At 36.0% G+C, this 19,463-nt stretch carries 3 protein-coding genes; 1 reads left to right on the forward strand and 2 read right to left on the reverse strand.

The features are described 5' to 3' along the window. Nucleotides 1-744: 744 nt before the first annotated feature. On the forward strand, nucleotides 745-1,905 hold the full coding sequence (locus KI356_RS00535; RefSeq protein WP_000649885.1) for a Ger(x)C family spore germination protein: 1,161 nt from the start codon (nucleotides 745-747) through the stop codon (nucleotides 1,903-1,905). Nucleotides 1,906-2,232: 327 nt separating this feature from the next. Here the strand turns inward: KI356_RS00535 and KI356_RS00540 are convergent, their stop codons facing one another. After that, nucleotides 2,233-17,265, reverse strand: coding sequence for a beta strand repeat-containing protein (locus tag KI356_RS00540; RefSeq protein WP_001123145.1), 15,033 nt, complete (start codon nucleotides 17,263-17,265; stop codon nucleotides 2,233-2,235). A 477-nt stretch (nucleotides 17,266-17,742) separates the two neighbouring features. Further along, entirely contained in the window at nucleotides 17,743-18,273 is a 531-nt protein-coding gene (locus tag KI356_RS00545) for a cysteine hydrolase family protein (RefSeq protein ID WP_000589748.1), read from the reverse strand. Between the last annotated feature and the right edge of the window lie 1,190 nt (nucleotides 18,274-19,463).

Below are 19,463 nucleotides of genomic sequence, written 5' to 3' on the forward strand. Positions count from 1 at the left end.
ATCCGCATTTTCCTGACGCTACCCCTATATTAGGTTGCGCATGCATTGCTAAAATAGGATTAAGCCGGGTAAGATATAATTATTTTTCTAAATAGTCTACTTTATAATTATTTAATCCGTATATTTTGTTTTTAGGGATAATGATTTTGTTTAGTGTTATACATATTTCTTTTCTACTGTATAAACCTTGTCTCCTCCATGAATAATAAACAAGGGATCTAATTTAGCTGCTCTTTGTAATAAAAGTTCGAATTCACCACCCATCTTAAAACAGCTACCTTCAGGTCCGTTGCATCTGCTGTCTTCAAAAAACACAAAATTAAATTTATTCTTACAGTGTAATTTTTTCATTCATTCTTTCAGTAAATATTCTGAACGTCCATGTAGTGTCATAAACATCTTTTCCTTTCATAAAAATCAATAATCTATCTTTTTAATTACATGAAGATTAATTGTTAAGTTAATCAAAAAAATAAAGGTTCTATAATGAATCTTGAGAAGCAAAAATAATTGAAATCATTTGAGTATAGAGATGAAAAACTTAGATGTTGGGAACTTGTTTTTTGTGGCATCTTCAACCAGTGATGTATAGGTGCATCTTCTATGCCTCGAGATATCGCTATCCAAACTTTCTTTTCACACAGTGGGCTTATTTGGATTTTAAGTGATTTGATATGAGATTTATTGTGTTAGCGCCTTTACTAATTTTTATTGTATATAAGATAAAATGAAGGAATGGTGGAAATGAAATGTCTTTTTAAAGTTATAACAATTGCGCTTATAGCTGGGGCTATCAGCGGTTGCTCTGAGTTAGCGGAGATAGAAGAAAGAGGCTTTGTAGTAGGTGCCGCTTACGATATTGTTAAGGAAAAGAAATCTAATCCAATTATGAAAGGGACGTATCAAATGGTACTTCCCAGTAAGTTAACGCAAGAAGGTGGAAAAGGCGCAGGGAATAATTATATTGATGTGAGTGCAAAAGGAGATAGTGTGTTTGAACAAATACGAATAATCGCTAAAAAGATTAGTCGTACTTTATTTTTTCCACATATACAAGTAATCATTTTTTCTGAAGAATTACTATCGAATCCAAATGTTTTACAAAATACGTTAGATGTATACATTCGAGATCATGAAATGAGAAGAAATATTCGTCTATTTGTTTCTGAGAAAAATGCAGAAGCAATCTTGAAACAAAATGCAAAACCAGAAAATTTACCGGCACAGTATATTGATATGCTAGCTGAACACCCTCCTAAAAATGCTCAGATGGTTGAGGCAGCAAGAATTGGTGACGTGCAGGAAAAGATAATTTCAAACCGAAGTTTTGTACTACCTGTCTTAAAACCTACAAAACAGGGGATAGAAATGGATGGGGCTGCGTTGTTTCGTGGGAAGGATAACAAGTGTGTTGGAATGTTAAACGGCGAACAGACAGTGGGAATAAACTTTATAATCGGTGAAAAATTAGGAGGTTATTTTACCATACGTAAAAAGGACCAGCTTATTACATATGAAATTCATAAGCTACACCGAAAAATACAGGTATTTACTGAAAATACTACAAAACCGAAGTTTGATATTCATCTATTTCTCGAAGGTGCTTTAGCGGAGTTGCATTTTAGTGATCATAAAAAATTCATGAATGAAAAACGCTTAACGAAGGATATTTCAAAAGAGGTGGAACAAAGGATTCAAAAATCAATAAAGCTTGTTCAAAAAAAATATAAGGTAGATGTATTAGCGTTAGGAGAAGTATATAAGCGGCATAATTATAAAAAATGGAAGAAAATACGTAAGAATTGGGATCAAGGCGAAAATTATTTTAGTGATGCCCAAATTAATGTTCATGTTCATTCAATAATTGAACATTCAGGTTCAGCTTTACCCAAGAAAGTAAAATGAGTTAATTTGATTGGTTACCGAATTAGATATTAGCTGCCAAATATCAATACTAGCTATACCCCGTATTATATATTTTATTTTCATAACTTCGATTGCTTCATATACATTACCTGTATTTCTTACATAAATTATATAAGTGAACAAGCTTTTACACTTTTCTTTCAATTTCACCTTTTACTTTTCTTAATATTTTCTTTTCAACTAAAAAATTGACTGAATAATTTTTTATCAGAGGTTTGAAATAGATTAAGTAACTAGAGGTACCATGTCAAAAAAGCTTGTAATTTGGATAACATCCAAATTACAAGCTTTTTATTTTTTATTTAATTACTGCCACCAAATCCAAGCCCAAAGGTAATTTCTTATATTTCGAGGAGTAATGCGAATGAAGCGTTCACCGTCAAAGAAGCAATTTAAATTTGGAAGTGTTTCATCTGGATTTTCTGGAACAAAGGTGACGATGTTCTCGTTACTTGTAACGGTTACTGTAATTGGTGGATCGGTAGGCGAGACTTGAAGTTGTAACGAAATATTGGCCGTATTTTTAAACTCATTATTAACAGGTGGACTTATTACTTGTACTGTGAATAACACGATAATTGTTTCGTTTGGCTCTAAATTAGTGGCAACTAGGAAACCGATATTCGGATTCGCTAGTGGAGAGCGTTCACCGTTAATAAAGACAGTGCCGTTTATAAATTGTAAACCTGCTGGAATAGTATCTTGTAACGAAATATTTGAGAGTGAAATTTTGGAAGTATTTGTAATGCGTACCGTGTAATCAAAATATTGATTTAAATAAGCTGAGCTGACGGAAGCATTTTTCGTGACTGTTGTAGTTATAAATTGAACTGGTATACGAACAATATTTGAATTAACAATGAAAGTAATAATTGGATCCTGTGGTGTCAATTGAAAAGCAGCGGTAACTGTTGCAGAATTTATAATTGTACTGTTTGAAGGAATAGAAGTTACGAGGACTTGAAATGTTATAGTTGCTACTGTACCTGCAGATAAAGAACCAATATTAATACCAGTGTCTGGACGAACATTTGGAACCGAAGTACCGTTAATAGTTACGCTGTTTTCTATAAATGTTGTACCAGCTGGAATTGTGTCTATAACAGAAGTACTAATTGTCGGAATTGTGGAATCATTAAATACCTCTAATGTGAATGTAATAACATCTCCTATAACGACGATAGATTTGTCTGCTGTTTTCTCAATGTTAATTATTGGCTCGATTAATGTTGTTGTAACGGTATTTGTTTGCTTTGTAATTGTAATAGGTGGTTCATCTGGATCAATGATAACGGTATAGGAAACAGTAGCATCGTTATTAATTGTAGGTTGAAGAGTAGAAGAAGATATTGTCACTTGGAACGTAATAATGACAGAGTCATTATGAGCAAGATTTCCTAACGTAATACCATTTTCCGGATTCTCATTAGGCTGATTGATTCCGTTAATCGTAACACTACCAGCAACAAAAGTCGTATCTATTGGTATGGTGTCTATAACAAGAAGGTCTTCAATCGTTACATTACCGCTATTCATAATCGTAATTGTATACGTTAAAGTTTGAGCAGGTAAGGCATTCGTTACATCAACAGATTTTATGGCAATGACATTATCATTTTGGACAGTAGTTGTGACGGTATTTGTTGTAGTCGTATTTGTAACGGGTACGTTATTTGGGTTGACTATATAGTTAAAAGTAGTAATTGCGTTGTTGTTTAGTTCATTTGGTGTTGGAATAGTAGTCACAGTTACTTGGAATGAAACGATAGCATCTCCATCTACAATTATAGTACCAATTGGTATGCCGCTTACTGGATTCACTCCTGGAAGAGTTTCTCCGTTTACAATGACGCTATTTTCTATAAACGTAGTACCTTGAGGAATAATATCTTGAATGATTACATCATTTACTGCAACATTACCGGTTTGATTTAGTGTAATCGTATACGTTAACGCATCACCAACCGTTGCAAATGCAAGGTCAACAGTTTTATTACTATTCAAAGTCGCATGATTAATTGTTGTTACGGCAGCTGATGAAATAATAGTTTCGGTAATAGGCGGCTGGTTTGGTAACGTGTATTGGTATTCAATTGTACTCGTATTAGAGATTGGATTTGTTTGCGGAATTGAAGTAACCCGTACTTGGAATAGAATAGTTGCTGTCGTATTAGGCGGAATGTTATCAAGTTGTATCCCGCTAAGTGGATTATCATTTGGACGAGCGCTTCCATTCACAATAACACTATTCTCTATAAAGCTCGTATTTGCTGGGATGATATCTGTAACGATAATATTTTCCACTTGTATATTCCCATTGTTTGTGATGGAAATAGTGTAAGGGATAATCGTTTGTAGGTCAGCGTATTGGATAGGCGTTGTTTTTGTTGCAATTATATTAGCAGAAATAACTTCAGTGAAGGTAATATTACTAGTTGATATTTGTTCTTCGCTATTAATTGTATAACGAGAAGTGGATTGATTTTGAATACGACCACTAGCTGGAAGCGCTACGACAGTAACAGAAAATGTGACTGGGATAGAAATGTTAGGAGCAATCGTTCCTAACAATATACCGGTACTTGGATTGGCATTAAGCTGCGGAATGTTATTTACTAAAACGCTACCGTCTATAAAGGTTGTTCCACCAGGAATATTGTCTGTAAATACAAGAGCAGTAGCATCCGTATTCCCTGTATTTGTTAAAGTTGTTGTATAAGTTAAAACATCACCAATTGTTACAGAAGTCAAATCAACAGTTTTAAGTGAAACGATATCAGCATCATTAATTTGAACGAAAGTAGTGTTGGAAGTAGTCGATTTTTGAATTGGTGCAAAGTCAGGGTTGAAAATAAAGTCGTAGACGATGTTTGCAGTATTAGGTGTTGGGTTTGCAGCAGGTAAATTCGTAACCGAAACTTGGAATGTTATTGTAGCTACTTGACCTGATGTGATATTCGGGATGGAAAAGCCGATATTCGGATCTGCTGCAGGAAGTACAGTGTTGTTAACTGTTACACTCCCCGAAATAAATACTGTTCCATCTTCTATAATATCAGTAAAAAAGATGGAGTTAGTTGTAGTGGATCCGTTATTTTGAATGAGTACTGTATATTCAATAGTTTCATCAATATTAGCTAATACTGTATTAGCGGATTTTGTAGCGATAAGAATGGCATCAATAAATTGTATATTTGTAGTATTGGAAGATGTCGTTTCTGAAATTGGTGGTAAGCTTTGGTCTGGCTGATACTCATAGTGGATGACGGCGATATTATTCATGTTATTTTGAGAAGGTATCGAGTCTACATTTACTTGGAATGTAACGATAATTGTATTGTTTGGAAGGATAATATTAAGTGAGATTCCGGTACTTGGATTTTCGTTAGGTCTTGGTATGCCATCTACAAGAATGCTATCTGGAACGAATGTGGTGCCAGCAGCGATTGCGTCAATTAGGAGAGTATTTGTAATAGGTACTGTACCAGCATTTGTAACTGCGATGGTATATGTGATAATTTGACCGATGCGTGTAATGGATCTGTTAGCAGATTTAATTGCACTAACATTTGCTGTACGGACTTCCGTGTTTACTGTATTTGATAATGATCTACGCTGAATAATTGGAGAACTAGGGTCAATTTGGTATTCATATGAAGTGTCTGAGATGTTAATGACTGTATTGTCTTCAGGTATATTTGTAAGTTGTACTTGGAATGAAATAGTGACTGTTTCATCTGGTTGTATCGTGCCGAGAGTTACTCCATTTTCAGGATTCGTACCAGGCTGAATGACATTATTTATTGATAAGCTATCTTCAATGAATATTGTCCCTTCTGGAATGTTGTCAATGAACACCGTATTGTTAGCTGGAACCGTTCCGATATTTTGTAGTGTATTTGTGTAGGTAATAAATTGCCCGATGGAGACGAAAGTTACATCTGCGCTTTTAACGGAAATAATATTCGCATTTTGAAGTGATGTTGTAACAATGTTAGAATTTGCAGAGCGATTCACTGGTGGAGCTGTAGGAATACTTATATATTGGTAAGTTACTGAAGATTGATTTACAATTTCGGTTTCAGTAGGTGGATTATTTGTTTGTACTTGAAATAGTATTGTTTTGGAACTGTTTGGTGGAATCTTTCCAATTGGTATTCCGTTTTCGGGATTTGCATCAGGCTGAAGTACACCGTTAATTGTGACACTGTCGAGAACGAATGTAGTCCCAACTGGAATCGAATCTGTAAAAATAATATTTATTGCGTCAACATTGCCGCTATTTTTCACTTCAGAAATATAAAGTATAGTTCCGCCAATATCTACAGTTATTGGATTGGACGTTTTTGTAATTGTTAATTGTGCTTGCACGAAATTTGTAATGACAATATTACTTGTAGATGTTTCAGTAATAGGCGGTTGCCCTGGATCTGGTTGAATTGTATATGTTGTATTAGATTGATTTGTAATCGATTGTTGCGAGAATGGATCGTTAATAAGAACTTGGAAAGCAATAAGGTGAGTAGCGTTTGCTGCTAGGTTAGGCAAAGTAACACCTACATTTGGATTGGCACCAAGTATAGTTGTTCCGTTAAGTGTAAAACTATTGTCTACGAATGTAGTCCCTTCTGGAAGCGTATCTGAAAATATGAGATTCGTAGCTGGAATATTTCCGGTATTTTCTAGCGTTATCGTATAGGTCAAAATATCACCTGTTGTTGCTTGTTGTGCATTGACTGCTTTTAAAGAAAGAACATTCGCATCCGAAATTTGTGTGAAAGCTGGATTAGACGTAATTGTTCGAGAGATGATAGGAGCAGTTGGATCAGCGATAAAAGTATAGTCAATACGAGCTATATTAGAAATTGGATTCACGCTTGGAATGGATTGAACGATAACTTGGAATGTGACGGTGACGATTTCCGAAGGTGCAATGGAGTTTAATGAGATCCCTACGTTTGGATCAGTACCTGGAGCTGAAACACCATTAATGGTCACACTATCCGGAATAAATGCAGTTCCCTCTGGGACCAAATCTGTTAAAGTAACTGTATTTGCAGTTGTATTCCCGTTATTTTGAACGACTACAGTGTAAGTGATTGTACCGTCAGTAGACTGTACGAGGGAATCTGTATTTTTAATTACAGATAGTGATGCATCAACGACAGCTGTATTAACCGTATTAGATGAAGATGTTGCTGTAACTGGAGGTTGACTTGGATCGACAATATATGTGTAACTTGTAAGTGCTTGATTTATAATTGCTCCTTGTGGCGGAATAGAGTTTGCAAGAAATTGGAACGTAATTGTAGCAGAATCACCTGGTGCGATAATGCCAACTGGAATACCGAGAGTTGGACTTGCATCTGGAAGTGAAATTCCGTTAAGCGTAACACTATTGGGAACAAATAATGCCCCTTCAGGAACACCGTTAATGAGTAATACCGAGTTTGCAGGGAAGTTTCCAGTGTTTGTTAATGTTGCTGTATACGTAATTATATCTCCGATAGATACAATTGTTCGATTTGCTTCTAAAACCGTTGTAACAGTAGCATTATTAATTTGTGTAGAAGCACTATTAGAAGTAATTGTGCCTGTAACAGGAGGAGAAGTCGGATCAACAAGAAATTCGTATTGAACGGATGCAACGTTTGTAATTGGGTTTGAAGGCGGAGTAGATGTAACTATGACTTGGAAAGTAACGGTTAAGGAACTGTTCGTACTAACGGTTCCGATATTAACTCCGTTATTTGGATTTGCACCTGGAATGGTACTTCCATTTACGGCAAAACTATTTTCAATAAAGGTCGTTCCAGCTGGAATGAGGTCTGAGAAATTTACATTCGTAGCGTTTGTACTGCCGCTATTTTGTATTAAAACTGTATAAGTGATCGTGTCTCCAATATTCGCAAAGGCTGTACTAGCAGTTTTTACAGCTGAAAGTATTGCTGAATGAATAGAAGTAACGAAGACGTTCGTTTCCACATTGCCAGGCTGAGCCTGTAATGCATTGCCTACGTTATATTGGAAGTTAACAAATGCTAAGTTTTGGAGTTCAGGTGTGAATGTTGATGGATTGCTTACGATTTGAACTTGGAATATGATTGTTACAGTTTGATTTGGAATGATCGTATTTATGCCAATACCGCTGGTAATAGAAGTGGATGGTAATGGAGTGCCATCAACAATAACGGATCCGGCAACAAATTGTGTCCACGATGGTATCGGGTCTGAGAAAATAACGTTATTGGCAGGGATATTTCCAGTATTCGTAATTGTAGTTGTATACGTAATTGTATCACCAATCGTTGCAAAAGCTTTATCACCGATTTTAGTAGTAGTTAAAATAGCACTTTCAATTGTTGTGATAACACTATTTGAAGTAATGTTTTTTGAAACAGGAGGATTATCTGGATTAACGATATGCTGAAAGCTAACGCTAGCTTGATTCGTAATTGGATTAATAGCCGGGATTTCATTTGAAGTAATATGAAATTCTACAATGGCAGATTCGTTTGGCGCGATATCACCAATTGGGACACCTGTAATGGTGTTTGCATTTTCGATAATAGTTCCATTAAGTGTAAAACTATTTGGTTCAAAGGAAGTTCCGTCTGGAATAACGTCGGTAAAAATAACATTCGTTGCATTAACATTTCCGCTATTTGTAATTGTAACGGAGTAGATGATATCTTGCCCAATATCTACTGTTGACACATTTGAATTTTTTTGTGCAGTAAGAATAGCACTATTAATTTGTGTTGTCGTTGTATTAGATTGATTGGAAGTTGTAATAGGTGACTGGTCTGGATCAACAATATAACGATAAGTGGTAAGAGCTGAATTAGAAATAGGGTTGTTGATTGGTAGGGTTGTAACGGTAGCTTGGAATGTGATAATTGCTGCAGTACCACCGTTAATTGAACCGATATTTACACCAGTAGATAAATCAGCATTTGGAATGGTTTGCCCATTAACTGTGAAACTGTTTGGAACAAAAGTTAAATTGCTATCAAGCGTATCGATAACGGTAACATCAGTTGCAGTCACATTCCCTGTATTCGGGAGGTTAAGTGTAAATGTTATTGTATTACCAACATCCGCAAAAGTAAGATCTGTTGTTTTTGTACTTATAATATTCGCGTTGTTTATTTGAAGAAGCGTAGTGTTGGAAGTAGCCGCACTTAATACTGGAGGATTAACAGGATCAACAGTAAACTCATATGTTGTTGATGCTGTATTTGGTGCTGGATTAATAGGGGGAATGCTGTTCACTGTAACTTGAAAGACGATACTATATATTTCATTAGGCGGAAGTGTTGCAAGTAATACACCTGTATTTGGATTCGCGTCAGGTTGTAAAACACCATCGACAGTTAATGTGTTAGGAACAAATGTGACTCCATTTGGTAATACATCTGTGAATACAATATTAGTTGCATCTGTATTTCCTATATTCGAAATAGAAGTAGTGTAAAAAGCAGTTTGCCCGATATCTGCAAAGGATACACTTTCATTTTTCGTCATGGATAATAGTGCTTCTTTAATTTGCGTTGAAACAGGATTGCTAATTGAAGTTTCTGCATCAGGCGGTGAGACTAATTGGTACGATGTTGATGAGAAATTTACAATGGGGTTTTCAGTTGGTAATGACGTTACAGTAACTTGGAACGAAATTGTTACTGTAGTCCCAGCTGTTATAGTTCCGATATTTACACCGTTCACTGGATTTGCACCACTTTGAAGAATTCCATTAATAGAAAATGTGTCTGCAATAAATGCTGTTCCGCTCGGTACGGTATCTGTGAATATAACATTTTGCGCAGATGAGTTTCCATTGTTTGTTAAAGCGACAGTATAAGTGAGTGTGTCTCCAATACGACTAAAGGATTTATCGACTTGTTTTAATGAAAGAATGGTAGCTGTATTAATCGTAGTGAACACTGTGTTTGAAGTAACGGTCCTTGAAACAATAGGGGCATTAGGATCAGCGATAAATGTGTAAGAAGCAGTAGCGGAATTGGCAATAGGATTTTGGGCTGGTGTAGAAGTAGCGGTAACTTGAAATGCTATAGATATTGAGCTGTTAGGAGCAATTAATCCAATTGTAATACCTGTATTAGGGTTGAGCCCGATTTGTGTGATGCCATCTATTGTAACGCTATCAGTTATAAACGTCGTACCATCTGGTATGAGGTCAGTGAAAGTAATATTCGTAGCGTTTGTATTACCGCTATTCGTTAAAATTGTCGTATAGGTAATGGTATCACCTAGTGTTACAAGTGTTTGATCTACAGATTTCACCATCGTTATCATAGCATCTAGTACCGGGTTTGTAACGATATTTGTTGAAATAGAAGTTGTAATAGGAGTTCCGTTTGGATCGACAGTATAAGAATATAAAATTGTGTCATTACCCATAATCGAATTTGAAGGGGGAACAGAAATAACATTTACTTGGAAAGTAACAGTTACTGTTTCACCCGGTGCGATATTTGGTATAGTTACTCCCAGTGCTGGTTGTGCACCAGACTGCTGAACGCCATTTATCGTGAATGAATTTGGTATAAAGGTAATGCTAGCTGGAATAGCGCTTGTGAAAGTAATATTCGTAGCGGCTGTATTTCCTGTATTTGTAATAGTAGTTGTATACGTAATCGTATCTCCAACTGAAACGATAGATTTATCAGCACTTTTTTGGGTTGTTAAAATTGCACTATTAATAGTTGTCGAAACAGCATTAGATACATTCATTTGTGATACGGAAGGTTGGCTAGGGTCGACCACATGTGAAAATTGTACAGAACTAGAATTAGAAATTGGATTTATACTTGGAATATTTGTAACAAGTACGTTGAGAGTAATCACAGCCGTTCCGTTTGGATTTATATTTCCAATCTGAATCCCGTTAGCTGGATTTCCGATCTGCTGTGTACCAGAATCGTTTGTAAGAGTGCCAGATATGAATGTCGTTCCGTCAGGTAAAATATCTGTGAAAATTATATTTTGTGAAGTAACATTTCCAGGGTTACTTAATGTAATCGTATAAGAAATTGTATCGCCAATTGTTGCGAAAGTTTTATCTACAGATTTAACAAGTGTAATTTCTCCGGAATTTATTTGTGTCGAAACCGGATTGGATGTCGTACTTCTTGAAACGAGTGGTAAATTAGGTCCTGTCATAAATTGATAATCAATAGAAGCGCCATTTACAACTGGTGAGTTTGGCCCCCCAGGTCCAATTGTGAAAATTGGATTTGGAATGCTAACTACTTGCACGCGGAAGGTAATGTTTGTAAAATCTCCTGCAATAATATCCCCAATTGGTACCCCATTCGCTGGATTTACCCCAGGTAATAAAACCCCGCCTACTCGAACGCTATCCGCTATAAACACTGTATTATTTGGAATCGGATCTGTAAAAATGATATTCGTAGCAGTTGTGTTTCCTATATTCTCCAATAAAACAGTATACGTTAAAAATGAATTTCCAGGTGCTACGTCAGAAAATAGTCGATCCACACTTTTCGTTGCTTGAATAATCGCTTCGTTAATTTGAACTAAAGTTGGATTACTTGTAGCTGTTTCTGTCACCGGCGGCTGGGTAGGATCAACAATGATCGAGTATGTCGTGCTAGACTGGTTCAAAGTTGGATTTGTAACTGGTATTGAGCCAACGATAGCTTGAAAGCTAATTGTTGTCGTTCCTCCAACTGGAATTGAGTCTAAAGAAATCCCGCTATCTGGTCTAAATCCAAGTTGTGGGATGGTATTAATTTGTACGCTATCAGGAACGAATGAAAGTTCAGGTGGTAATATATCGATAAAAACAGGTGTGTTTGCGGTAGTATTTCCGCTATTGGTGAGGGTAGTTGTATACGTAATTGTATCTCCAACAGCAGCAAATGCACTGCTTGCAGTTTTTGTTGCGATAACGGAAGCAGTATTTACTTGTGTAAAAGTTTTATTAGATTGAACTGTTCGTGAAACTGGCGGTTCATTTATACCTACAATAAAGCTATATTGAAGCGATGATTGGTTTGGGATTGGATTCGGATTTGGGAGTGATGTAATGTTTACTTGAAAACTGAGTGTAGCAGATGCATTTGAATTCAAGTTGCCAATATTGATACCATTTTGTGGATTTGCATTAGGAATAGTTGTTCCATTTACCGTAAAACTGTTTGGAATAAATGATGTACCATTTGGAATTACATCTGTAAAAATAACATTGTTTGCGGTAGTATTACCGGAATTAGTAATGATAGCAGTGAAAGTCAGTGTATCTCCAATAGTAGCAAATCTTGAATTGACAGTTTTATTTATAGAAAGAGTTGCATCAATAATTGGCGTAACCGTCGTATTCGTAACTGTACTACCAACAGCGGGTGATTGGTTTGGATTTACGGTATATTCATAATTTACAAGAGCATTATTTGTTAATGTGCCACTAGGTGGTATCGCTAAAATTTGTGCTTGAAAAGTAATGAATACAGTATCTCCTGGGGGAATATCTGCTAAGTGAATACCAAGTGATGGATCTAACCCTGGCTGCGGAATATTATCGATAGTTACAGAGTTTGGCACAAATGAGGCGCCTGCACCGAGTCCATCTGTTAAAACTGTAGCGCTAGCAGGGATATTCCCTGTGTTCGTAACTGCAATCGTATAAGTAACGATATCCCCAATTGCAGCTGTCGGTGTATTCACTGACTTCGTAGCGACGATTGTAGCGTTATTAATTTGAGTTGTTATTACGTTACTTAACGCATTGGCGGACGCTGGAGGTAAGTTAGGATCTATGACATATTGGTACGCTGTATTGCTTTGGTTCGGGATTGGATTTGGACTAGGAATGGAATTTACTATTACTTGAAATGAGATTGTTGCACTTGTATTAGGGTTTATTGGATCAATTGCAATTCCACTTGCTGGGTTTGTATTAGGAAGTGTATTGCCATTTACTGTTACACTATTAGGAATAAATGATGTTCCGTTTGGAATTACATCTGTAAAAATTACATTTGATGCAAGTGTGTTCCCGTTATTCGTTAAAGTAGTTGTATACGTAATAATATCATTTACGTTAGCAAAGTGTTTATCTGCCGATTTTACAGCGGCAATCGTAGCGTTATTAATAGTTGTCTGTACGGTGTTAGAGGCCACCATCTGCGTTACAACTGATTTGGATGCGTCGTATGTGTATTGGAATGTAGTGCTCGATTGATTCGTAATCGGATTTGGACTAGGAATAGTTGGTACAGAAACTTGGAATGCAACAGTACGTGATGAATTCGCTCCTATCGTCCCAATTAAAATGCCATTAGCAGGGTTTGCATTTGCTATAGGGACACCGTTAATCGTTACAGTATTAGGAAGGAAGATGGTACCAGCTGGAATGATATCTGTAAACGTTACGTTAGAAGCAGGGATATTGCCGTTATTTGTTAAAATTGTTGCATACGTTATGACAGCGCCAACATCAGCGAAATTTGTACTTGTTAGTTTTGTGGCAACAATATTAGCAGTATTAATTTGCGTCGTTACTATATTGCTAGTAGCGTTTCTGACAACGGCAGGTAAACTTGGATCTGCGATAAAGCTATATTGAAGTGCAGCGCTATTTTGAACTGGATTTGGTGAAGGTAAACTATTTGCACTTATTTGAAAAACAATCGTTGTAAAACCACCTGAAGGAATGGAGCCGACTTGAAGACCGGTACTAGGGTCTGCACCTTGTTGTAAAGTACCACCTATAAAAATACTATTTGGTACGATAGTGGAGCCATTAGGGATTATATCGGTAACAATAACATTATTTGCTGTAGTATTGCCAAGATTAGCTAAAGAAATTGTATATGTGATTGGTTGCCCGACATCGGCGATAGTTAAATCTACTTCTTTGACAATCACTACATTTGCTAAATTAATTTGTGTACTTACAGTGTTACTTACAGATGTTTCTATAGTTGGTGGATCGCCCGGATTTAGAATAAAGCTATACTGTGTACTAGATGAATTTAATGTTGGATTTTGTGTTGGTAAAGAGGTGACGGTTACTTGATAAGAGACAGTAAGTGAGCCATTAGCAGCAATGGAAGGTAGTGGAACACCTATATTTGGATCTGCGTTATTTTGAAGTACACCATTAATAAGAAAAGTATTTGGAATAAAGGTAGTACCGTCTGGATTCGTATCTACGAAAGTAGGGCTATCAGCAGAAACACTTCCTGCATTCGTCAAAGTAACAGTATAAGTTAATATATCCCCTACGGTAGCGAACGCTCGATCCACTGTTTTGGCTGAAATGACATTTGCATCGTTTACTTGAGTAAATGTAGTGGTTGAAGTAGTGTTCTTACTTACAGGTGAAGTGTTTGGATCAACGATAAAGTTATAGGAGATGGAAGCGCTATTTGAAATAGGGTTTGGATTTGGAATGCTAGTGATTACTACTTGGAATGAAGCTGTAATTGTAGTATTAGCATTGATGCTACCAATATTGATGCTAGCTGGTGTAACGCCTGGCTGAGTAACACTGTTAACTATAACGCTGTTTGGGACAAAAGCGGTTCCATTCGCAATTGAATCAGATAGTAATACATTGTTCGCTGCAACATTTCCATCGTTAGTAAGAGCAAAGGTGTAAGTTAATACATCACCAACTTCCGCAAACGTTTTATCTACAGATTTATTAGCATGGAGATTTGCTAGTCTAATTGTTGATGTAACAGAATTAGAATTTGCTGTTTTTGAAGTCGGTGGCAAACTTGGATTTACAGTATATAGATAAGAAGCGAAGGCGTTATTAATGATAGGATTTTGGGTCGTAATATTGATGACTGTTACTTGAAAGGATAAGGTGAAAGTAGCTCCTCCTGGTATTGTACCAATAGGTACGAAAACGAGTGAATCTACATTTTGTAAAACACCGTTGAGTGTTACCGAACCTGGTGTTAATATCGTTCCATTTGGAAGTGAATCTGTTAGCTGTACGTTAGTTGCAGCTGTATTTCCACTGTTTGTAATAAGGATTGTATAACTTATCGTTTCGCCAATTGTGGCAAATTGTTTGTTAGTTGATTTTGTTAATGTTACATTCGCATTATTAATTTGAGTGGAAACGAGATTAGAAGAAATGTTTTTTGTAACTGGTGATTGGCTAGGGTTGACGGTATATTGATAAGAAGCGCTTGATCCATTAAATACGACGTTTGACGCGGGTATTGTATTTACTACTACTTGAAATGAAACATTTTTTGTTGTACCAGTTGGGATGGATCCAATGTTCACACCGTTAGCGGGATTTGCGCCCACTTGTGTCGTGCCATCAATTGTTACACTGTTTACAACAAAAGTTGTTCCAGTAGGAATGACATCTGTAAAAATAACATTGTTTGCATTCGTATTACCTGTACCTGTAAAGGAAACGGTGTACGTTAGTATATCACCAATATCTGCAAAATTTTTATCTACTGCTTTCGTCATTGTTACAGTAGCATTATTCACTTGAGTGGAGACAATATTCGTCGTATCAGTCCCGCTTACTGCCGGTTGATTTGGCACAGGAATGTATTGATAAGTTGTTGTACCACTATTTAATATGGGATTTGTTTGCGGGATAGAAGGAACGAATACTTGAAATGAAACCGTAGTCGTAGAATTAGCAGCAATAGATCCAATTGATATACCAGTAGCGGGATTTGCGCCAGCTTGGGTAACTCCGTTCACAGTTACGCTCCCTGGAATGAAAGTAGTCCCGCTAGGAATCGGGTCCGTATATATAACATTTGTTGCAGCGATATTTCCTATATTAGCTAAGGCAATACTGTAAGTTAGCGTTTCACCAATATCGGTAAAAAGTTTATTAACTGATTTTGTGCCATTAATATCTGCGAGGTTAACTTGTGTTCCAGCAGAGTTGCTTGTTGCAAGACCGTTAAAGGTCGTTCCACCGGCGATTGGTGTATATTGAAATGTAATATTAGCAGTGTTAGAAATCGGATTTGGATTTGGCAGAGAAACGACAGTCGCTTGGAAAGTTACTGTACGAGAAGCACCATTATTGATTGTTCCAAGAGATATACCAGCGGCAGGATTTGCATTTGTTTGTGGTATGTTATCTACCATTACAGTGCCAGGTATAAAGGAAGTCCCATTAGGGAGAATGTCTGTCAAAATAACGTTATTGGCGGGAAGAAGTCCGGTATTAGGGATAGTAACTGTATAAGTGAGAATGTCTCCAATTGTAGCTACACTTTTATTCACGCTTTTCGTTGCTTGTATATTAGGTGAGTTTATATTAATTTGTAAACCGACTGTATTTAACATGTATGCATCTCCGTTAGTTGTTAAACGGATTGCGGCAGATACTTGAGAATTTGTTAAATAGGGAGAAATATCAATGGAAGTAATGTCCCAGCCTTGTCTTCCTGCAGAGATGTTTGTACCTGAAGAAGCACTTTGATTTCGCGTTCCAAATGTCCCTGTTGTATCTAAGTTTCCTGCAGCATTATTAATTTGGGAACCGAAGAAATTATTTATGGCATTATTTGGTCCGGATAAAGCGTTTAATGAACTGAAATTTGGTCCGAATAGAGCCTGATCCCCAATTAAATCAGCATCCCCTTCGGTAGAACTCAAAAATAATCGTCCGCTTACAGGTCCTCCGGAAGGTGTTAAAAATCCTGAAACAGCTACATCTGCACTACCGGTATCAGCAGAAACACGGTTACCCGCTACATAAATGGTTAAGTTTCTTGCTGGCAATGTCCCATTTTGATAAGCGACAATGAGCGTCCATCCAGAAGAATTGATAGCCCCATTAGAAGCATCTAAAGGATCAACAAGTCCAGGGACAGAGCCAGTTGTATAAGAGCCAGATCCAGCAGCTTGAACGAGAGATGTTACATCTGCAGAACGTGTATAGAATCCAAATGTGACAGATCCAGAAACGAAAGTTTGATTTGAAGCTGTAACAGCCGAAGGGGTAATTGGGTATGTTGAAACAGGTGTAGTAAAAGAAACAGGGTTTCCTAAAACACTCGTAATGTTTTGATCACGAGATAAATAGTTTCCACCCCAAACGAGTTCTGCGTAAAGAATCGTACTACCAGCAGGGATATTTAATACAGCGGTAGAACTATTTTGTGTATAGTTTAACGTTGTACCAGCAGGAAAAGTAGGTACTTGTAAAGCGGTATTCGTAGTTACGAATGCACCAATTGCCCCGATTGTACCAGCACGGTTTTGGTTACTAATTTTACTTAAACCTAGTGTGTTCCCTGTAATCGCAAGTGCCCCGTTAGTAGTGGTAGAAAATCGATTCGTAATGGGCATTTTTTCACCTCATTTGCATATAGTTTTGGTCAAAATACGATATGCATATAAACAATCAAAAGGAACATGTATAATTGAACTATAAATTCCTTCCTTAATCATTGGAAGGAATTTAATAGTAACAAGGGCTATTTTTAAATCAGTTAATATTAACATTAAAGGAAACTCCAGGGACACAAACATTGATTTATAAAACTGCATTTGTTCCTCTATTTTGTTTATTTTGACTTTTGGATAGCACCACATGCCCATCAACTTAAGAATTTAGAATTACCCCAAAATGAAAAAAATAAGCTTTTTGTTACTTAATAACGGTGTGTCTGTAGCCCTAAAAGGGGCATTTAATTATTAGAATATAATTATTACATTATCGCATACAGTAAAACATATATTTAATAATAGGAAACAGGATTAATACCTTAGCTAAATTTAAATGATTCGTACTATATCTATCAAGAAAAACCTATTCAAGATTAATTAAAATTCAATTATCTGAGCTTTTTTCAAATCAGCAAACCATTCACCTATTATATCGTTATGATGCTTAATAATTTGGGATGCCGATAATAATGTAGTGTCATATGTACTATGCCCATCTTCAACAAGAGTAACATCATACCCTAAGCTATATGCACGTCGACACGTCGCATCTATACATATTTCAGACTGAACGCCTGTAATCACAATGTGTTCGATGTCCCTTTTATTCAATTCTTGTTGAAGACTTGTTTCATGAAATGAATCAGGGTGGTTTTTTTCAAGAACGATATCTTCAGATAGTGGAGCTACAGATTCATGAATTGCCCATTCCGGATTTCCATGCTCTAATAAAGATCCTGTTTTCCCATTAAACTTCATGTAAAAAATAGGCGCTTGGACAGTACGAGCTTTATGGATTAACAATTGAATGTTTTTTAATAATTCAATTCCTTTATATAGCATTCTTTCTTCTTTAAATGAACCCACTTGTACATCTATAATAAGCAATGCTGCATAGCCTTTTATCATAAACGACCACCTCACATTTTGATTAAAATCATACAAGTAAAATATGTATAAAATAAGTATCCATTTTTAAAGTATCCAAAATGGATAGAGAATATAAATATGTGGAATCATGAATTTTTTTATCTTCAAGCTAGAAATGAATACATTAATAAAGTTTGTATTGCTTAATGTAGCCTAGAGGTGTTTGAATGTAGTGAATTTCGCACGTACAGTGTTAAGTGGCGCAAAAGATGGAGATAACTTCAAAGTCTTACCTATCGCAACGATGGGGATGAAGAATGACCATAAATAGAACCTGTTGTTTATAACAGGTTCTAATCAGAGTTATAGGCTCAATTACAGGAACTACAGATCTACTGGGGGGTAGTGTAATTCCTGATTAAAATTAAGATATGTTAAAAAATTTTAAATATGATTAATCAAATGATAACTAAACAAAATCGTTATTTTAAAGTGACTCAAAAAAGAGCACAGATATAAATGTGCTCTTAGAGAGGTAGGTTAAGTATCCTATTGGCCATTGTTCAAAGTTAATATATGTACGTTTAACTAAAAAGTGAAAAATAAAAACAGGATAGTTAGAAAAAAGCTAACTGTTTCATTGCAACTTGTAAAAAAGAATGTGGGAGGTTCAAAAAAGAAACTATATATAATTATACAAGTAAAACAGAATTGTACAGCATGAAAAGGAGCACTACATAAGTGAGTGCTCATCGATAAGGAGGTAACTTTTTTAGCTAAACACCCTTCTTAAAGAATATGCTGGAAAAGTGGGAAATAAAACTAAAATATAGTAACTAATGATGTTATGAATAACAATTTATAGGGAGAGGTTTAATGTTGTTATTATTTAAATAATAAAGCAGCTAGCTCAATGAACTAACTGCTTTATTGTCCAACAATAACGATACCCACAATACGTTGTAACTTAAAGTTACAACTATAGTATAAACGGAATTAAAAATATTATGTAAAATTAAAAGTGAGCTAAATAAGGAAACTAAAAAGAGCACTAGGTACAAGTGCTCTTTAAAAGAAGACCCTATGAGTTAATAGCTACATATCCGTAATATATGATGACAAACAAGTTAATATAAAAGAGCATTCAGCAGAAAACTAACTGCTCATTCCTAGAAGAAAAGGAAAAACAAAATTAAAGAAGTCACTGTGAATTCAAGCTGCATCAGCCC

The sequence above is a fragment of the Bacillus hominis genome, from assembly GCF_018332515.1.
Lineage (GTDB): Bacteria > Bacillota > Bacilli > Bacillales > Bacillaceae_G > Bacillus_A > Bacillus_A hominis.

Excerpts from the sequence above, each read along its gene's own strand:
- KI356_RS00535 (WP_000649885.1), top strand. The coding sequence starts at position 745 with ATGAAATGTCTTTTTAAAGTTATAACAATTGCGCTTATAGCTGGGGCT.
- KI356_RS00540 (WP_001123145.1), bottom strand. The coding sequence starts at position 17,265 with ATGCCCATTACGAATCGATTTTCTACCACTACTAACGGGGCACTTGCG.
- KI356_RS00545 (WP_000589748.1), bottom strand. The coding sequence starts at position 18,273 with ATGATAAAAGGCTATGCAGCATTGCTTATTATAGATGTACAAGTGGGT.